Source organism: Modestobacter sp. L9-4 (assembly GCF_019112525.1).
Classification (GTDB): Bacteria; Actinomycetota; Actinomycetes; order Mycobacteriales; family Geodermatophilaceae; genus Modestobacter.
Genome location: NZ_CP077800.1, coordinates 4081744 through 4097065, shown reverse-complemented (window position 1 = coordinate 4097065; position 15322 = coordinate 4081744). Strand labels below are relative to the sequence as shown.

At 75.2% G+C, this 15322-nt stretch carries 13 protein-coding genes; 1 reads left to right on the top strand and 12 read right to left on the bottom strand.

Annotated features, from left to right (window positions below):
- Window positions 1–34 precede the first annotated feature (34 nt).
- On the top strand, window positions 35–529 hold the full coding sequence (locus KUM42_RS19435; RefSeq protein WP_237494156.1) for a hypothetical protein: 495 nt from the start codon (window positions 35–37) through the stop codon (window positions 527–529).
- Window positions 530–539: 10 nt separating this feature from the next.
- Here the strand turns inward: KUM42_RS19435 and KUM42_RS19430 are convergent, their stop codons facing one another.
- The 12 genes from KUM42_RS19430 to carA form a co-directional block, all read right to left on the bottom strand.
- Complete coding sequence (locus KUM42_RS19430) at window positions 540–1259, bottom strand: hypothetical protein (RefSeq protein ID WP_237494155.1); 720 nt, start codon at window positions 1257–1259, stop codon at window positions 540–542.
- Between the two features lie 138 nt (window positions 1260–1397).
- On the bottom strand, window positions 1398–3344 hold the full coding sequence (locus tag KUM42_RS19425) for a primosomal protein N' (RefSeq protein WP_237494154.1): 1947 nt from the start codon (window positions 3342–3344) through the stop codon (window positions 1398–1400).
- A gap of 47 nt (window positions 3345–3391) precedes the next feature.
- On the bottom strand, window positions 3392–4615 hold the full coding sequence (gene metK, locus KUM42_RS19420) for a methionine adenosyltransferase (RefSeq protein WP_237494153.1): 1224 nt from the start codon (window positions 4613–4615) through the stop codon (window positions 3392–3394).
- 140 nt (window positions 4616–4755) lie between these two features.
- Window positions 4756–5976 (bottom strand): bifunctional phosphopantothenoylcysteine decarboxylase/phosphopantothenate--cysteine ligase CoaBC, encoded by a 1221-nt coding sequence (coaBC, locus tag KUM42_RS19415; RefSeq protein ID WP_237494152.1) that lies wholly within the window; start codon window positions 5974–5976, stop codon window positions 4756–4758.
- Between the two features lie 90 nt (window positions 5977–6066).
- The gene (gene rpoZ / locus KUM42_RS19410) at window positions 6067–6330 is read right to left on the bottom strand and encodes a DNA-directed RNA polymerase subunit omega (protein ID WP_014741310.1); all 264 of its coding nucleotides are present in this window, start codon (window positions 6328–6330) and stop codon (window positions 6067–6069) included.
- Window positions 6331–6413: 83 nt separating this feature from the next.
- On the bottom strand, window positions 6414–6992 hold the full coding sequence (gene gmk / locus KUM42_RS19405; RefSeq protein ID WP_237494151.1) for a guanylate kinase: 579 nt from the start codon (window positions 6990–6992) through the stop codon (window positions 6414–6416).
- 48 nt (window positions 6993–7040) lie between these two features.
- Window positions 7041–7397, bottom strand: coding sequence for an integration host factor, actinobacterial type (gene mihF, locus KUM42_RS19400; RefSeq protein ID WP_237494150.1), 357 nt, complete (start codon window positions 7395–7397; stop codon window positions 7041–7043).
- A gap of 216 nt (window positions 7398–7613) precedes the next feature.
- Window positions 7614–8654, bottom strand: a complete 1041-nt coding sequence (locus KUM42_RS19395) for a hypothetical protein (protein WP_237494149.1) — start codon at window positions 8652–8654, stop codon at window positions 7614–7616.
- Entirely contained in the window at window positions 8651–9505 is an 855-nt protein-coding gene (pyrF, locus tag KUM42_RS19390) for an orotidine-5'-phosphate decarboxylase (RefSeq protein WP_237494148.1), read from the bottom strand. Before pyrF ends, KUM42_RS19395 begins: the two co-directional genes overlap by 4 nt.
- Window positions 9502–10854, bottom strand: coding sequence for a dihydroorotate oxidase (locus KUM42_RS19385; protein WP_237494147.1), 1353 nt, complete (start codon window positions 10852–10854; stop codon window positions 9502–9504). Before KUM42_RS19385 ends, pyrF begins: the two co-directional genes overlap by 4 nt.
- Window positions 10851–14162 (bottom strand): carbamoyl-phosphate synthase large subunit, encoded by a 3312-nt coding sequence (carB, locus tag KUM42_RS19380; protein WP_237494146.1) that lies wholly within the window; start codon window positions 14160–14162, stop codon window positions 10851–10853. Before carB ends, KUM42_RS19385 begins: the two co-directional genes overlap by 4 nt.
- A complete protein-coding gene (carA, locus tag KUM42_RS19375; RefSeq protein ID WP_237494145.1) occupies window positions 14162–15322 on the bottom strand; it encodes a glutamine-hydrolyzing carbamoyl-phosphate synthase small subunit in 1161 nt (386 codons plus the stop codon). The genes carB and carA overlap by 1 nt, the downstream gene beginning before the upstream one ends.

Below are 15322 nucleotides of genomic sequence, written 5' to 3'. Positions count from 1 at the left end.
GCGGCCGCACGGCGACCTCGCTACCGTGCTGGGGGTGATCCCGGTGACGTCCCACCACGTCCGTGCGGTCCTGCGCTGCGCCACCGACGGGGTGACCGTCGGGCTGGCCGAGGCCGCCCTCGACCACCCGGCCCGGTCCCGCGCCCGCCGGCGGCTGTACCTGGCCGTGGTGGGGGCCTTCGCCGCCGACGGCCTGGTGCAGGAGCTGCCCTGGGTGCGCCTGGCCCTGGAGGGCGCCACCCCCGACGCACCGGCCGCGGAGGACCTCGACGTCCTGGTCCGGCAGGGGGTGCTCGCCTGCGGGTGGGGTGTGCTGGTGACCGTCGTCGACGGACCGCTGGCCTCCACGCTGCGCCGGCGCGGGGTGCGCCGGCCGCACCTGGTGCTGGGCGTCGTCGCCGGGCTGTGCACCGCGGTCAGCACGCTGCCCGGCTGGTGGCGGCAGGCCGGGGAGCGCGCGGCGGTCGAGCAGGCCACCGCCCGGCTGGACGAGGAGCTCGCGGAGCTGCTCGACCAGCCGGCCGGCTGAGGCCCGCGGGTCAGCTGCTGAGCGTCACCGAGGCGCGGTCGGCCTCGACGTGCTGGCCCTGCGCGGCCAGCTGGGCCGCACCCTCGGCGTCGTCGACACCGACCGTGGCTGGGAAGCCGCCGTCGTGGGCGGTGACGGTGCCGGTGAAGTCGACCCGGTCACCCTGGCGCACCTGGTAGGGCGACTCACCGGCCTGGCCGGCGAGCTGGACCCACACCCGCTGGTCGTCGGAGCTGCCGACCCAGAAGCCCTCGTCGGCGGGCACGGAGAGCACCTGGACGGCGGTGCCGGTGACCTGCTGGCCGCTGACCTGCCCGAGGACGGGAGTGGGGTCGGCGGGCGCAGCCGGGTCCAGGACGGCGGTGCCGTCGGCGGCCACGAGGCTGCTCGGCTGCCCGGCGGCCGCGGCACCTGCCGCACCACCGGCCGCACCGCTCGCCGAGCTGCTGGCCGAGCTGGTGGCGGAGCTGCTGGCCGAGCTGCTCGCGCGCGGCGAGGAGCTGGACGCGGACGTGCCCGCCGCGGCCGACGTGCTGGTGGGGCTCGCCGAGGCGGCCGCGCCCGGCTGCGGGTCGTCGTCGCCGCCGCACTGGCTCAGCAGCAGCAGGAGGGCGATCAGCGCGGCCGCGACGACCAGCCCCAGCCACAGGCCCTTCCGGCTCTTCTTCTCCGGGCCGACGCTGGTGGCGCCGCGGGTGGTGCCGGCGGCGGGCTGTCGTGGGTCGCTCATGGGTGCTCCAGACGTGAGGACGCCGCCCGACAGAGGGCCGGACGGCGAGGGAGTGGCGCGGCGGCCCAGGAACCGGACCGCCGTCAGCCACTCCTCGCTACCCGGCCGTTTACAACGTAAACAGCGCTGGTCGGAGGCTCAGGCGAGCTCGAGCGGGTCCAGCTGCACGCGCACGTGCTCCAGCGCCTTGCGTGCGCTGCGCACCCCCTGGACGTCGTGCAGCGCGCGGGCCAGCGCGACGCCCTCGCCGCGCCGGATCCGCACCAGGTACCGCTCCCGCTCGCCCTCCTGACCCGGCCGCGGCGGCTCGGGGACCGGCCCGAGGACGTCGGCGCCCTCGGGCAGCCGCAGTGCGTCGAGGAACTCCGCGAGCGCGGCCGGGGACGCCGACAGCGAGGCCATCCGGGTGACGGGCGGGAAGCCCAGCTCGCGGCGGTCGGCGAGCTCGCGGGTGGCCAGCCCGGCGGGGTCCCAGCGCACCAGCGCCTGCACCACCGGGTGCGCGGCGTCGGCGGAGACGACGACCCGGCCACCGGCCCGCACGAGCGCCGCGGCGTTCATCCAGCGCCGCATCGTCTCCTCCCCCGCGCGCAGGTCGGCCCGGCCGAGCAGCGCCCAGGAGTCCAGCAGCAGCGCGGCGCCGTAGCCGCCCTCGGCGACCGGCTCGGCGCCCGGGGTGGCGACGACGATCGCCGGGTCACCGGACACGGTCGCCAGCACGCCGGAGCTGCGGCCGGACACCCGCACCGCCGCCCCCGGGAAGGCCCGGCCCAGCTCCTCGGCCGTGCGGGAGGCGCCGATGACGGCGGCGCGCAGCTTCGTGCCGTGGCAGTGCGGGCAGTCGAAGGTCGCCGCCGGCCGCGCACACCACCGGCAGGCGGCGATCCGGACGCCGTTGGCCCCGGGCTGCGGGGCGATGCCCAGCGGCCCGGCGCAGTGGGCGCACCGCGCGGGGGCGCGGCAGCGGTCGCAGACCAGCGAGGGCACGTAGCCCGACCGCGGCACCTGGATGAGCACCGGGGTGCCGGCCTGCAGGGCCTTCCGGGCGACGTCGAACCCCAGGGTGGGCAGCCGGGCCGAGCGGGCGGCGGGGTCGCGGGCCAGCTCGAAGTCGCTGCCCAGCGCCTCCACCCGCGGGGCGGCGGTGCGCAGGGTCGCCCGGTCGGCGACCAGCTCGTGCGCCCAGCCGGACTCGACCAGCAGCGCGGCCTCGGCGGTGCGCGCGGTGCCGGCGACGACGGCGGCGCAGGAGGCCAGGTGCGCGCGGTGCACCAGCACGTCGCGGGCGTGCGGGTACGGGGCGCGGGGCTCGGCGTGCAGGTCGTCGCCGTCGTCCCAGATGACCACCAGGCCGAGGTCCCGCACCGGGGCGAACACCGCGCCGCGGGTGCCCAGCACCACCTGCGCCGTCCCACGGGAGGCGGACAGGAACCGGCTGTAGCGGGTGTCGGGCGAGGAGTCCGCGCGCAGCACCGCCACCGAGCCCGCGGGCAGCAGCGCCTCGGCCGCGGCGGCGAGCCGGTCGAGGTCCTTGCCGTCGGGGACGACGACCAGTGCACCGCGACCACCCGACAGCGCGGCCTGGCACAGCTCGGCCAGCCGGGTGGGCCAGTCCTCGCCGGGCAGCGCCGTCCACACCGCGCGCGCCGGGTGGCCCTGGGCGACGGCCTCCAGCAGCAGCGCACCCGTCGGGTACCGGGCGAACCCGGCCGGGTCGGGGGCCGGCGGGGGCGGCGGCGGGTCCTGCCGCGGCCGCTTCTCCGGCGCACCCCGGCGGGGCGGCAGGGCCAGCCGCAGCACGTCGGTCATCGACCCGGCGTAGCGGTCGGCGACCGAGCGGGTCAGCTCGGCGACCTCGGGGGTGAGCACCGGCTCGGGCGAGACGACCTTGGCCAGCGGGGCGAGCTTGCCGGTGTGGTCGGTGCTCCCGGCCAGCTCGAGCACCACGCCGTCGACGAGCTTGCCGGCGAACCGCACCCGCACCCGGCAGCCGGCCACGACGTGGTCGGCCAGCTCCTCGGGCACGGCGTAGTCGAAGGGCCGGTCCAGGTGGGCCAGCGGCACATCGACGACGACCCGGGCCACCCGCTGTGCGCGGGTGCCCGGGTCGTCGAGGGTGGCGTCGCTCAGGTTCAGACCCCGGTGGCGGCGCGGAGGGCGTCGACGCGGTCCAGCCGCTCCCACGGCAGCTCGACGTCGGTGCGCCCGAAGTGGCCGTAGGCGGCGGTCGGGGCGTAGATCGGGCGCAGCAGGTCCAGGTCGCGGACGATCGCGCCGGGGCGCAGGTCGAACACCGCGGTGATGGCCTTCTCCAGCACGTCCTCGGGGACGGCGTTGGTGCCGAAGGTCTCCACGAACAGGCCGACCGGGTGCGCGGCGCCGATCGCGTAGGCGACCTGCACCTCGCAGCGGCGGGCCAGGCCCGCGGCCACGACGTTCTTGGCCACCCAGCGCATGGCGTAGGCGCCCGAGCGGTCGACCTTGGACGGGTCCTTGCCGGAGAAGGCGCCGCCGCCGTGCCGGGCCATGCCGCCGTAGGTGTCGACGATGATCTTGCGGCCGGTCAGGCCGGCGTCGCCCATCGGGCCGCCGATCACGAACTTGCCGGTGGGGTTCACCAGCAGCCGGTGGCCGGTGGTGGGCAGGCCCAGCTCGGCGAGCGCGGGGACGACCACCAGCTCCTCGATGTCGGGGGCCAGCAGGGTGTCGATCGAGATGTCCTCGGCGTGCTGGGAGGACACGACCACGGTGTCCACGGCGACCGGGCGGTCGTCCTCGTAGACGACGGTGACCTGTGTCTTGCCGTCGGGCCGCAGGTAGGGCACCGAGCCGTCCTTGCGCACCGCGGACAGCCGGCGGGACAGCCGGTGCGCCAGCGCGATGGGCAGCGGCATCAGCTCGGGGGTCTCGTCAGTGGCGTAGCCGAACATCAGGCCCTGGTCACCGGCACCCTGGCGCTCGATCATGTCGTCGGCCACCGCGGCCCGGTGCTCGGCACCGGTCAGCTCGGCCCGGCGGGCCTCGTAGGCGGTGTCGACGCCCTGGGCGATGTCCGGGGACTGCGCGCCGATGGAGACGCTGACGCCGCAGGAGGCGCCGTCGAAGCCCTTGCGCGAGGAGTCGTAGCCGATGCCCAGGATGGTCTTGCGGACGATGTCGGCGATGTCGACGTAGCCGGAGGTGGTCACCTCACCGGCGATGTGCACCTGGCCGGTGGTGATCATCGTCTCCACGGCCACCCGGCTGCGGGGGTCCTGGGCCAGCATCGCGTCCAGGATCGCGTCGCTGATCTGGTCGGCGATCTTGTCCGGGTGGCCCTCGGTCACCGACTCGGACGTGAAGAGACGGCGTGGCACTGGGTTCTCCCTGCAGTCGGCTGCCGAGCGCGTGCATCGCGGTCGGGAGGGCCTCCGGCGGTGGTCGGGAGCCCCGGCGGCCGAGGGTACCGGCGGGCGCCGACAGTGGTGGTCGGCGGCGGTCCGCAGCGGCGGTCGGGTCAGCCCCGCGGGGTGAGGCCGGTCACCACCCGGTCCCAGATGGCCGCGGCCACGACGTCCTTGCCCGCGGCCGGGACGGCGGTGGCCGTGCCGTCGGCGTCCAGCAGCGTCACCTCGTTGTCCGGGCGGCCGAAGACCCGGCCTGCGGACACGTCGTTGACCACCAGGAGGTCCACGCCCTTGCGGGCGAGCTTGGCGCGGGCGTGGGTGAGCACGTCGCCCTCGTCGTCCCCGGTCTCGGCGGCGAAGCCGACCACCCGCTGACCGGCCGGGCGGGCGGCGACCAGCTCGACCAGGACGTCGGGGTTGCGGACCAGCTGCAGCTCCGACGGCTCGGTGGCCCCGCCCTTCTTGAGCTTGGTGCCGGCGACGGTGACCGGCCGGAAGTCCGCGACGGCGGCGGCCATCACCACGACGTCGGCGCCGGCCGCCTCGGCGTGCACGGCCGTGCGCAGCTCCTCGGTCGACCCCACCCCGACGACCCGGACGCCGAAGGGCGCCGGGGCCTCGACGTTGGCCGCGACCAGCACGACGTCGGCGCCGCGGGCGGCGGCGACCCGGGCCAGCGCCCAGCCCTGCCGCCCGGAGGAGCGGTTGCCCAGGAAGCGCACCGGGTCCAGTGCCTCGCGGGTGCCCCCGGCGGTGATCACGACCCGTCGGCCGGTGAGGTCCTGGGCCAGGGCGCCCGGGCCGGTGGCGAGCACCAGCTCGGCCAGCGCGGCGACGTCGGCGGGCTCGGGCAGCCGGCCGGGACCGGAGTCCGGGCCGGTGAGCCGGCCCACGGCCGGGGGCAGCACGACCGCCCCGCGTCGGCGGAGGGTGGCGGCGTTGTCCTGGGTGGCCGGGTGCAGCCACATCTCGGTGTGCATGGCCGGCACGAACACCACGGGGCAGTGCGCGGTGAGCAGCGTGGCGGTGAGCAGGTCGTCGGCCCGGCCGGCAGCGGCGCGGGCGAGCAGGTCGGCGGTGGCGGGGTTGACCAGCACCAGGTCGGCGGCCTGGCCGATGCGCACGTGGGCGACCTCGGGGACGTCGTCCCACACCTCGGTGGAGACCGGGTTGCCGCTGAGCGCCTCGAAGGTGGCCGCACCGACGAAGCGCAGCGCCGAGGCGGTCGGGACGACCCGCACCTCGTGGCCGCGCTCGGTGAGGGCCCGGAGCAGCAGGGCGGACTTGTAGGCCGCGACGCCGCCGCCGACGCCGAGCACGATCTTGCTCATGCGGTCATCCTCCGCCAGACACGACGAGGTCCCCGGCACCAGGTGCCGGGGACCTCATCAGTACGGGTGGTGCTGTGCAGCTGTACCGGTTCAGTTCTCGCCGGCGGTGTGGGTCAGCAGGCCCTCGTTGATCTCCCGCAGCGCGATCGACAGCGGCTTCTCCTGGGGAGCGGTGTCGACCAGCGGGCCGACGTACTCCAGCAGGCCCTCGGAGAGCTGGCTGTAGTAGGCGTTGATCTGGCGCGCGCGCTTGGCGGCGTAGATGACCAGGCCGTACTTGCTGCTGGTGCGCTCGAGCAGCTCGTCGATCGGCGGGTTGGTGATGCCCTCAGGGGCGGGTGCGACTCCGGACACGGGCGGGCGTGCTCCTCAACTCGGTGTGCGGGCGGGCGGCGGATGTGCTCCGCACGGTCGCCTCGGGTGTGTCTCCGACGCGGTCAGGGACCAGCGGGCGGAGGCGCAGTCAGCAAGCCTACCAACTCGTCCGCCGCTCTGGCCACGTCGTCGTTGACGACCACCACGTCGAACTCGCCGGAGGCGTCCAGTTCGGCCTGCGCGAGGGCCAGCCGACGCTCCTGGACCTCGGGGTGCTCGGTGCCGCGGCCGGCCAGCCGGCTGACCAGCGCCGCCCACGACGGCGGGGCCAGAAAGACCAGCTGGGCCTCCGGCGCGCGCTCGCGCACCTGCCGGGCGCCCTGCAGCTCGATCTCCAGCAGCGCCGGCGAACCCGCCCGCAGCTGCTCCTCGACCGGACCCCGGGGCGTGCCGTAGCGGTTGCCCGCGTACGAGGCCCACTCCAGCAGGTTGTCCGTGGCCATCAGGTCGTCGAAGGACTCGTCGTCGACGAACCAGTAGTGCTCGCCGTCGACCTCGCCCGGACGCGGCTTGCGCGTGGTGACCGACACCGACACCCAGACCTCGGGGTGCCGGCGCCGGACCTCCGCGACGACCGTGCCCTTGCCCACCCCGGAGGGGCCGGAGAGCACGGTCAGCCGCGCACGGTTCCCGTCAGCCATGTGTCGTCGATCGGGTCCGGGGCGGCCGGAGGCCACCGCGGGGTCCGGTCAGAGTGCGCCCTCGGCCGGGATCTGGTCGGGCTGGACCTGCTCGCCGGCGAACTCGGACTCCAGCGCCTTGCGCTGGTTGGCGCCCAGGCCACGGACACGGCGGGTCGGGGAGATCTCCAGCCGCTCCATGATCTTGGCCGCGCGGGCCTTGCCGACGCCCGGGAGGGACTCCAGGACGGCGGAGACGCGCATCTTGCCGATGACCTCGTCGGTCTCGCCCTGCTTGAGGACGTCACCGACCGTGGTGCCCTTGGCCTTGAGCTTCTCGCGGAGCTCGGCGCGGGCCTTGCGGGCCGCGGCGGCCTTCTCCAGGGCAGCGGCGCGCTGTTCGGGGGACAACTCGGGAAGGGGCACGGTGCAACCCAATCGTGTTCGCGCCGGCCCTGCGGCCGGCGGGGTGTTCGAGGTCTGGGTCAACCTGCAGGCGGCCCTGCTGTTGAGCCTGGCCGCCAACCTAGTCACCCTGAACCGGCTGGTCACGCTGGACCCCGTGCGCATCCGGGCAGACCGGTGTGCTTAGCCGGACGCGCGGCGGACCGAACGGTCCCGTAACGGCCTCGTCACCCCTGGTCAGTGCGCTGGTCGCCGCCCCGTCACCTGCCGGACACCGGCCCCCAGCAGCGCTCCGGCGACGAGGACGACGACCAGGGCGACCCCCAGCCACGGCCCGGCCGGCGGGGTGGGCGCCGCGCCCTCGAGGGCCGGCCGGGCCGTGCGGGACGACCACAGCAGGACGCCCCCGAGGACGGCGAGGCCGACGGCCGCCCCGAGAGCCGTTCCCGGCGCCGTCCGGGACCGGACCGGTCCGTCCCCGCCCAGGAGCCACGCGACCGCTCCTGCCGCCAGCAGGACGCCGCCGGCGACGAGGGCACGACCGACGCCGGCCAGCCAGGCAGCGTCGACCAGCTGGTCGTACTGCTCCGGCGACAGGAACACGAGCTCGGGGTCGGCGGCCGGGGGCCTGCGGGCCAGCAGGAGGCCCGGCACGGCCAGGAGCACACCGGCTCCCACGGCCACCCAGCCCGCGGCACGACCCGGTCCCCGCACGCCCGGGCCGGCCGGGGCACCCGTCGCCGCTGCCGCCACGGCAGCCGCCAGCACCGCCCCGAGCACCGCGGTGCCGAGCCCGGCCAGCTGCACGCCGCTGACCCGGACCGGGGAGGTCACGGGCGGACAGCCGACGCCGACGCCGCAGGACAGCGGTTGGTACGTGCCCCCGTAGGTGACCACGGCGGGTGCCTCCCCGGTCAGCACGAGGACCGCCCCACCGACGACCAGCAGTCCGGCCAGCGCACCGAGGGCCACGACGGCGGGCCTGGTCCGGACGCCCCACCGGCGCCCCAGCAGACGCCCGGCCCAGCCGCCGAGCACCAGCAGGCCCACGACGAGCAGGCCCACCCCCAGTAGGTGCCCGCCGGTCCACAGCAGCGGCCAGTGGTCGTCGAGGGAGGCCAGCAGGTCGCTGTCGTAGGCGATGTCCACGCCGGCCGGGGCGTAGGCGAAGGAGCCGGCGTCGGGCGCGGTGGCCTGCGCCTGGGCGAAGACCACGGCCCCCGCGGCGCACAGCAGCGCGCCCAGTGCCGGCAACGACCAGGGCGGCGGGCGCCTCATGCGCTCAGCTCGGCCGTCCACCGGTCGGCGGCGGCGCGCAGGGCGGCGGCGTCCGCGCCGGCCCGCAGCACGTCGCGGGACACCGAGGGGACGACGGCCCGGTCGCCGAACAGCCGTCGCAGGTCGGCCACCGACCCGCCCTGGGCACCGAGCCCGGGGGCGAGCACCGGCCCGCGCAGTCCGGACAGGTCGACGTCCAGCTCGGCCAGCGTCGCGCCGACGACGACACCGTGCGAACCGGTGGACGGCCCCCAGCGGCCCTGCTGGTCGGCGTCCGCCGGGTCGCCCCCGGCCCGGTCCGGGCTGTTCCACCGGCCGACGGTGTCGACCACGGTCTGGGCCACGCTGCGCTCCCCCACCAGCGCCGACTGGAAGGTCGCGGCGTCGGGGTTGGAGGTGCGGGCGAGCACGAACAGCCCGCCGCCGAACTCGTCGGCGGTCCGGCGGGCCGGCTCCAGCGAGTCCGGCCCGAGGTAGGGGCTGACGGTCAGCGCGTCGACGGCCAGCGGGTGGTCCGGGCGCAGGTAGTCCGCGTACCCGGCCATGGTCGAGCCGATGTCGCCGCGCTTGGCGTCCAGCAGCACCAGCGCACCGGCCGCCCGCGCGGCTGGGACGGCGTCCTCGAGCACGGCCAGCCCGGCCGAGCCGTGCCGCTCGTAGAAGGCCAGCTGCGGCTTGAGGACGGCGACGTGCCCGGCCAGGGCGTCGACGACGAGGTCGGTGAACCGGCGCAGACCCTCGGCGTCGTCGGTGAGGCCCCACTCCAGCAGCAGCTCGCGGTGCGGGTCGATGCCGACGCACAGCGGCCCGCGGTCGGCGACGGCCGCGGCGAGCCGGGCACCGAACGTCATGCCAGCTCCTCGACGCAGGCCCGGGCCAGGAAGGGGTCGGCGAACGCCCCGGTGGCGGTCTGCACCCCGGCCGCGCCCAGCTCCAGCAGTGCGGCGGCACTGGCCGGGTCGGTGACCCCGCCCATGGCCAGCACGTCGAAGCGGTGGCCGCCGGTGGCGCGCAGCTGCAGCAGCCGGGCGGTGAACTCCAGGGCCAGGTCGCGCACCGCGACCCCGGACACCCCGGCCAGCGGGCGGCCCGGGAAGGTGGGCGACCCGTCGGCGCGCTGCACCGCGCACTGCACGGTGTTGATCGCCGCGATCCCGTCCAGGTGCGGCGCGATCCGCGGCACCAGCCCGGCCAGCGCGGGCCCGTCGAGCCAGGAGAGCTTGGCGACCAGCCCGGTGGTCGAGGACAGCGCGCGCCGGGTGGTCTCGACGATCGCGGTGGTCAGCTCGGGGTCCAGGCAGATCGGCGGCCGCACGCCGCCGCCGGAGCCCAGGGTGTTCGGGCAGGAGAGGTTGAGCTCCACCACGGGCGCGCCGGCGGCCTCGGCCAGCAGCGCGGTGCGGGCGAAGTCGTCGGCGATCGCCTGCAGCTGCGCGGTGCCGTCCCCGTCGTCCTCGCCCATCACGCTGACCAGCAGCAGCTGGTCCTCGGCCAGGCAGCGGACGGCGGCTGCGACGTCCTCGGTCCAGACCGCGGGGTCGGGTGAGGGGACGCCGAAGGAGTTGGTGCTGGTGACCGCGGGGTCGCCGGGGGTCACCCAGTCCGAGGGCTCGGCGTGCACCACCGGCGGCGCACCGGGCCCGAACGGCTCCCGCGCCCCGGGGACGAACGCCCAGTTCGGGAAGGCGTTGGCGGCGTGCTCACGGCTGCGGACGGTCTTGTAGGTGAGCAGGTTGAAGCCGTTGCCGGCCAGGTACTGCACCCACGCCGCGGTGCCGGTCATCGGGCAGGCCGGCACCCCGATCGGGAAGCCGACCCGCCGGCCCAGCACCTCAAAGCTGCCGGCCGCGCGCGGGCGCACCGGCAGCCGCGGCCCGGGCGGGCCGACCCGGGCACCGGCGACGTCGTCGGTCAGCGCGTAGGCGGGGTACCGGACGCCAGAGCGGGCCAGCAGCCGGTGCTGCCCGGTGGTGGCCAGCACGCGGACCAGCGCGGGCAGGTCGCCGTCCTCCAGCGCGCCCGCGTCCAGCCGGGTGGTCACCTCGGCCGCCCATGACGGCACGGCGAGGTCCGCCACGCCGTCCAGGCGGGCGACGGCGGCGGCGGCCAGGCCGCGGAGGACGGAGCCGGTCAGCCCGGTGGCGCGCAGCTCGCGCTGCAGCTCCGCCGTCCCCCCGGCCTGGACGCCGCCGCCGGTCACCCGAGCGCCTTGGCGGCCTGCGCGTCGGCCAGCACCTGGTGCAGCTCCTGCAGGCTGCGCACGCCGAGGTCGCCACGCTGCAGCGCCTCCACGCCCTGCACGGTGGCCGCCATGCCCTGCACGGTGGTGATGCACGGGATGCCCATGCCCACCGCGGCGGCGCGGATCTCGTAGCCGTCCAGCCGCGGCCCGCCGTTGCCCGGGGTGCCGAACGGGGTGTTGACCACCAGGTCGACCTCGCCGGCCTGGATGCGCTCCACGCAGTTGCCCGGCCCGTCGGAGAACTTGCCGACGACCTCGCAGGCCACGCCGTTGCGGCGCAGCACCTGGGCGGTGCCCTCGGTGGCCAGGACGCGGAAGCCGAGGTCGGCCAGCCGCTTGACCGGGAAGACCGCCGACCGCTTGTCGCGGTTGGCCAGCGAGACGAACACCGTCCCGGAGGTGGGCAGGTCGCCGTAGGCGGCGGCCTGGGACTTGGCGAACGCGGTGCCGAACTCCGCGTCGATGCCCATCACCTCACCGGTGGACTTCATCTCCGGACCGAGGATCGTGTCGACGCCCTGGCCCTCGACGGTGCGGAAGCGGTGGAAGGGCAGCACGGCCTCCTTCACCGAGATCGGCCCGTCGACGGGCAGGTCGGTGCCGTCACCGGTGGCCGGCAGCACCCCGGCGGTGCGCAGCGAGGCGATCGTCTCCCCCACCGCGATCCGGGCCGCGGCCTTGGCCAGCTGCACGGCGGTCGCCTTGGACACGAACGGCACCGTGCGGCTGGCGCGGGGGTTGGCCTCCAGCACGTACAGGACGTCGTCCTTGAGCGCGTACTGCACGTTCATCAGCCCGCGCACACCGATCCGGGCGGCGAGCGCCTCGGTGGCGGCCCGGATGCCGCGCAGGTCCGCACCGCCCAGGGTGATCGGGGGCAGCGCGCACGCCGAGTCACCGGAGTGGATGCCGGCCTCCTCGATGTGCTCCATGACCCCGCCCAGGTACAGGTCGGTGCCGTCGTAGAGCGCGTCGACGTCGATCTCGATGGCGTCCTCGAGGAACCGGTCGACCAGCACCGGGTGGTCGGTGCTGACGTCGGTGGCCTTGCGGATGTAGGACTCCAGCGTGGCGTCGTCGTAGACGATCTCCATGCCGCGCCCGCCGAGCACGTAGGACGGGCGCACCAGCACCGGGTAGCCGATGGTGGCGGCGATGTCCTGCGCCTGGGCGAACGTCGTGGCCATGCCGTGCTTGGGCGCGAGCAGCCCGGTGTCGGACAGCACCCGGGAGAACTCCCCGCGGTCCTCGGCGGCGTCGATGGCCTCCGGCGAGGTGCCCAGCACCGGGACGCCGGCGTCCTTGAGCCGCTGCGCCAGGGCCAGCGGGGTCTGCCCGCCGAGGGTGCAGATGACCCCGGCGACCGGGCCGGCGGCGCGCTCGGCCTCGACGACCTCCAGCACGTCCTCGAACGTGAGCGGCTCGAAGTAGAGGCGGTCGGCGGTGTCGTAGTCGGTGGAGACGGTCTCGGGGTTGCAGTTGACCATCACCGCCTCGTAGCCGGCGTCCTGCAGGGCCATCACGGCGTGCACGCAGGAGTAGTCGAACTCCACGCCCTGCCCGATCCGGTTGGGCCCGGAGCCCAGGATCAGCACTGCCGCCTTGGTGCGCGGCTCGACCTCGGTCTCCTCGTCGTAGGACGAGTAGTGGTACGGCGTCTTCGCGGCGAACTCCGCGGCGCAGGTGTCGACGGTCTTGTAGACCGGCCGGATGCCCAGCCGCCAGCGCAGCACCCGGACGCCGTCCTCACCGGCGAGCTCGGGCCGCAGCGCGGCGACCTGCCGGTCGGACAGGCCGTGCCGCTTGGCTCGGCGCAGCAGCTCCGGGGTGAGCGACGGGGACTCCCGGAGCTCCTCGCCGATCTCGTTGACCAGGGCGATCTGGTCGACGAACCACTCGTCGTAGCCGCTGGCCGCCGACACCTCGGCGACCGTCGCACCGGCGGCGAGCGCCCGCTGGGCGGTGTAGAGCCGCCCGTCGACCGGGGTGCGCAGCTTCTCCACCAGCGTGGCGGCGTCGGCGGGCTCGGCGGTGTCGGTCCAGAACCCGGCAGCGCTGGTCTCGGTGGACCGCATCGCCTTGCCCAGGGCCTCGGTGAAGTTGCGGCCCATGGCCATGACCTCACCGACGCTCTTCATGGTGGTGGTCAGCCGCGGGTCGGCACCGGGGAACTTCTCGAACGCGAACCGCGGGATCTTCACCACCACGTAGTCCAGCGACGGCTCGAACGAGGCCGGGGTGACGCCGGTGATGTCGTTGGTGATCTCGTCGAGGGTGTAGCCGATGGCCAGCTTGGCGGCGATCTTGGCGATCGGGAAGCCGGTGGCCTTCGACGCCAGCGCGCTGGAGCGGGACACCCGCGGGTTCATCTCGATGACGACGAGGCGCCCGGTCTCGGGCTGCACGGCGAACTGGATGTTGCAGCCGCCGGTCTCCACGCCGACCTCGCGCAGCACGGCGATGCCGACGTCGCGCATGGTCTGGTACTCGCGGTCGGTGAGCGTCATCGCCGGGGCGACGGTGACGGAGTCACCGGTGTGCACGCCCATCGCGTCGATGTTCTCGATCGAGCAGATGACCACCACGTTGTCGCTGCGGTCGCGCATCAGCTCGAGCTCGTACTCCTTCCAGCCCAGCACCGACTCCTCGATGAGGACGGTGTGGACCGGGGAGTCGGCCAGGCCGTGACCGGCCATCCGGCGCAGCATCGGCTCGTCGGTGGCGATGCCCGAGCCGAGCCCGCCCATGGTGAAGGAGGGCCGGATGACGACGGGGTAGCCGACCTCCTCGGCGGTGGCGATCGCCTCCTCGACGGTGCCGCACACCGTGGACCGCGGGGCGTCGGCGCCGATCGAGCGGACGATGTCCTTGAACCGCTGCCGGTCCTCACCGCGGTTGATCGCCTCGACGTCGGCGCCGATGAGCTGGACGCCGTACTTGTCCAGCACGCCGTTCTCGAACAGGCCGATGGCGATGTTCAGCGCGGTCTGCCCGCCGAGGGTCGCGAGGACCGCGTCCGGGCGCTCCTTGGCGATGACGCGCTCGACGAACTCCGGGGTCAGCGGCTCGATGTAGGTGGCGTCGGCGACCTCGGGGTCGGTCATGATCGTCGCCGGGTTGCTGTTGACCAGGCTGACCCGCAGCCCCTCGGCCTTGAGCACCCGGCACGCCTGGGTGCCGGAGTAGTCGAACTCGCTGGCCTGGCCGATGACGATCGGGCCGGAGCCGATGACCAGGACGTGCTCCAGGTCGGTGCGCTTGGGCATCAGGCCTTCTCCCCCGTGCTCGACTCGACGACGGGTGCAGGCGTCACCGCGCTGCCCTCCTTGTTGGCTTCCATCAGGTCGACGAAGCGACCGAACAGCGGGTTGGCGTCGTGCGGGCCGGCCGCGGCCTCGGGGTGGAACTGCACGCTGAACGCCGGGGTCTCCAGCAGCCGCAGCCCCTCGACGACCTGGTCGTTGAGACCCACGTGGCTGACCTCGACCGGGCCGAACGGGGTGTCGGTGGGCCGGTCCAGCGGGGCGTCGACGGCGAAGCCGTGGTTGTGGCTGGTGACCCGCACCGTGCCGCTGACCCGGTCGAGCACCGGCTGGTTGAGCCCGCGGTGGCCGAAGCGCAGCTTGTAGGTGCCCAGGCCCAGCGCACGGCCGAGGATCTGGTTGCCGAAGCAGATGCCGAACAGCGGACGGCGGGCCTCCAGCACCCCGCGCACCGCCTCGACCGCGTAGTCCGCGGCCGCCGGGTCGCCGGGGCCGTTGGAGACGAAGACGCCGTCGATGCCGGCCTCGAGCAGCTGCGCGGCAGTGGAGGTGGCCGGGAGCACGTGGGTCTCCACACCGAGCTCGGCCAGGTACCGCGGGGTGGCGGTCTTGATGCCGAGGTCGAGGGCGGCGATGGTGAACCGCTTCTCCCCCACCGCCGGGACGACGTAGGGCTCGCTGGCGCTGACGCCGGGGGCGAGGTCCGCGCCGGTCATCGAGTCGCTCGCCGTCACCCGGGCCAGCAGCTCCGCCTGGTCCAGCTCGGTGCTGATGCCCGCGCGCATGGCGCCGCGGTCGCGCAGGTGCCGGGTCAGCGCGCGGGTGTCGATGCCGCTGATGCCCACGACGCCCTGGGCCACGAGCTCGTCGTCCAGGCTGCCGGTGGCGCGCCAGTTCGCCGGGCGGCGGGCGGGGTCGCGGACGACGAAACCGGCCACCCACATGCGGCGGCTCTCGTCGTCCTCGCCGTTCACGCCGGTGTTGCCGACGTGCGGCGCCGTCATCGTGATGATCTGGCCGGCATAGCTGGGGTCGGTGAGCGTCTCCTGGTAGCCGGTCATCCCGGTGGAGAACACCGCCTCGCCGACCGTGGTGCCGGTCGCGCCGTAGGACTCGCCGCGGAACGTCCGTCCGTCCTCGAGCACGAGGATCGCCTGTGTCAC

Bases quoted from the DNA above. Each gene is read 5' to 3' on its own strand.
- KUM42_RS19430 (WP_237494155.1), bottom strand. From the start codon at position 1,259: ATGAGCGACCCACGACAGCCCGCCGCCGGCACCACCCGCGGCGCCACC.
- coaBC (WP_237494152.1), bottom strand. From the start codon at position 5,976: ATGAGCAAGATCGTGCTCGGCGTCGGCGGCGGCGTCGCGGCCTACAAG.
- gmk (WP_237494151.1), bottom strand. From the start codon at position 6,992: ATGGCTGACGGGAACCGTGCGCGGCTGACCGTGCTCTCCGGCCCCTCC.
- KUM42_RS19395 (WP_237494149.1), bottom strand. From the start codon at position 8,654: ATGAGGCGCCCGCCGCCCTGGTCGTTGCCGGCACTGGGCGCGCTGCTG.
- pyrF (WP_237494148.1), bottom strand. From the start codon at position 9,505: ATGACGTTCGGTGCCCGGCTCGCCGCGGCCGTCGCCGACCGCGGGCCG.
- carB (WP_237494146.1), bottom strand. From the start codon at position 14,162: ATGCCCAAGCGCACCGACCTGGAGCACGTCCTGGTCATCGGCTCCGGC.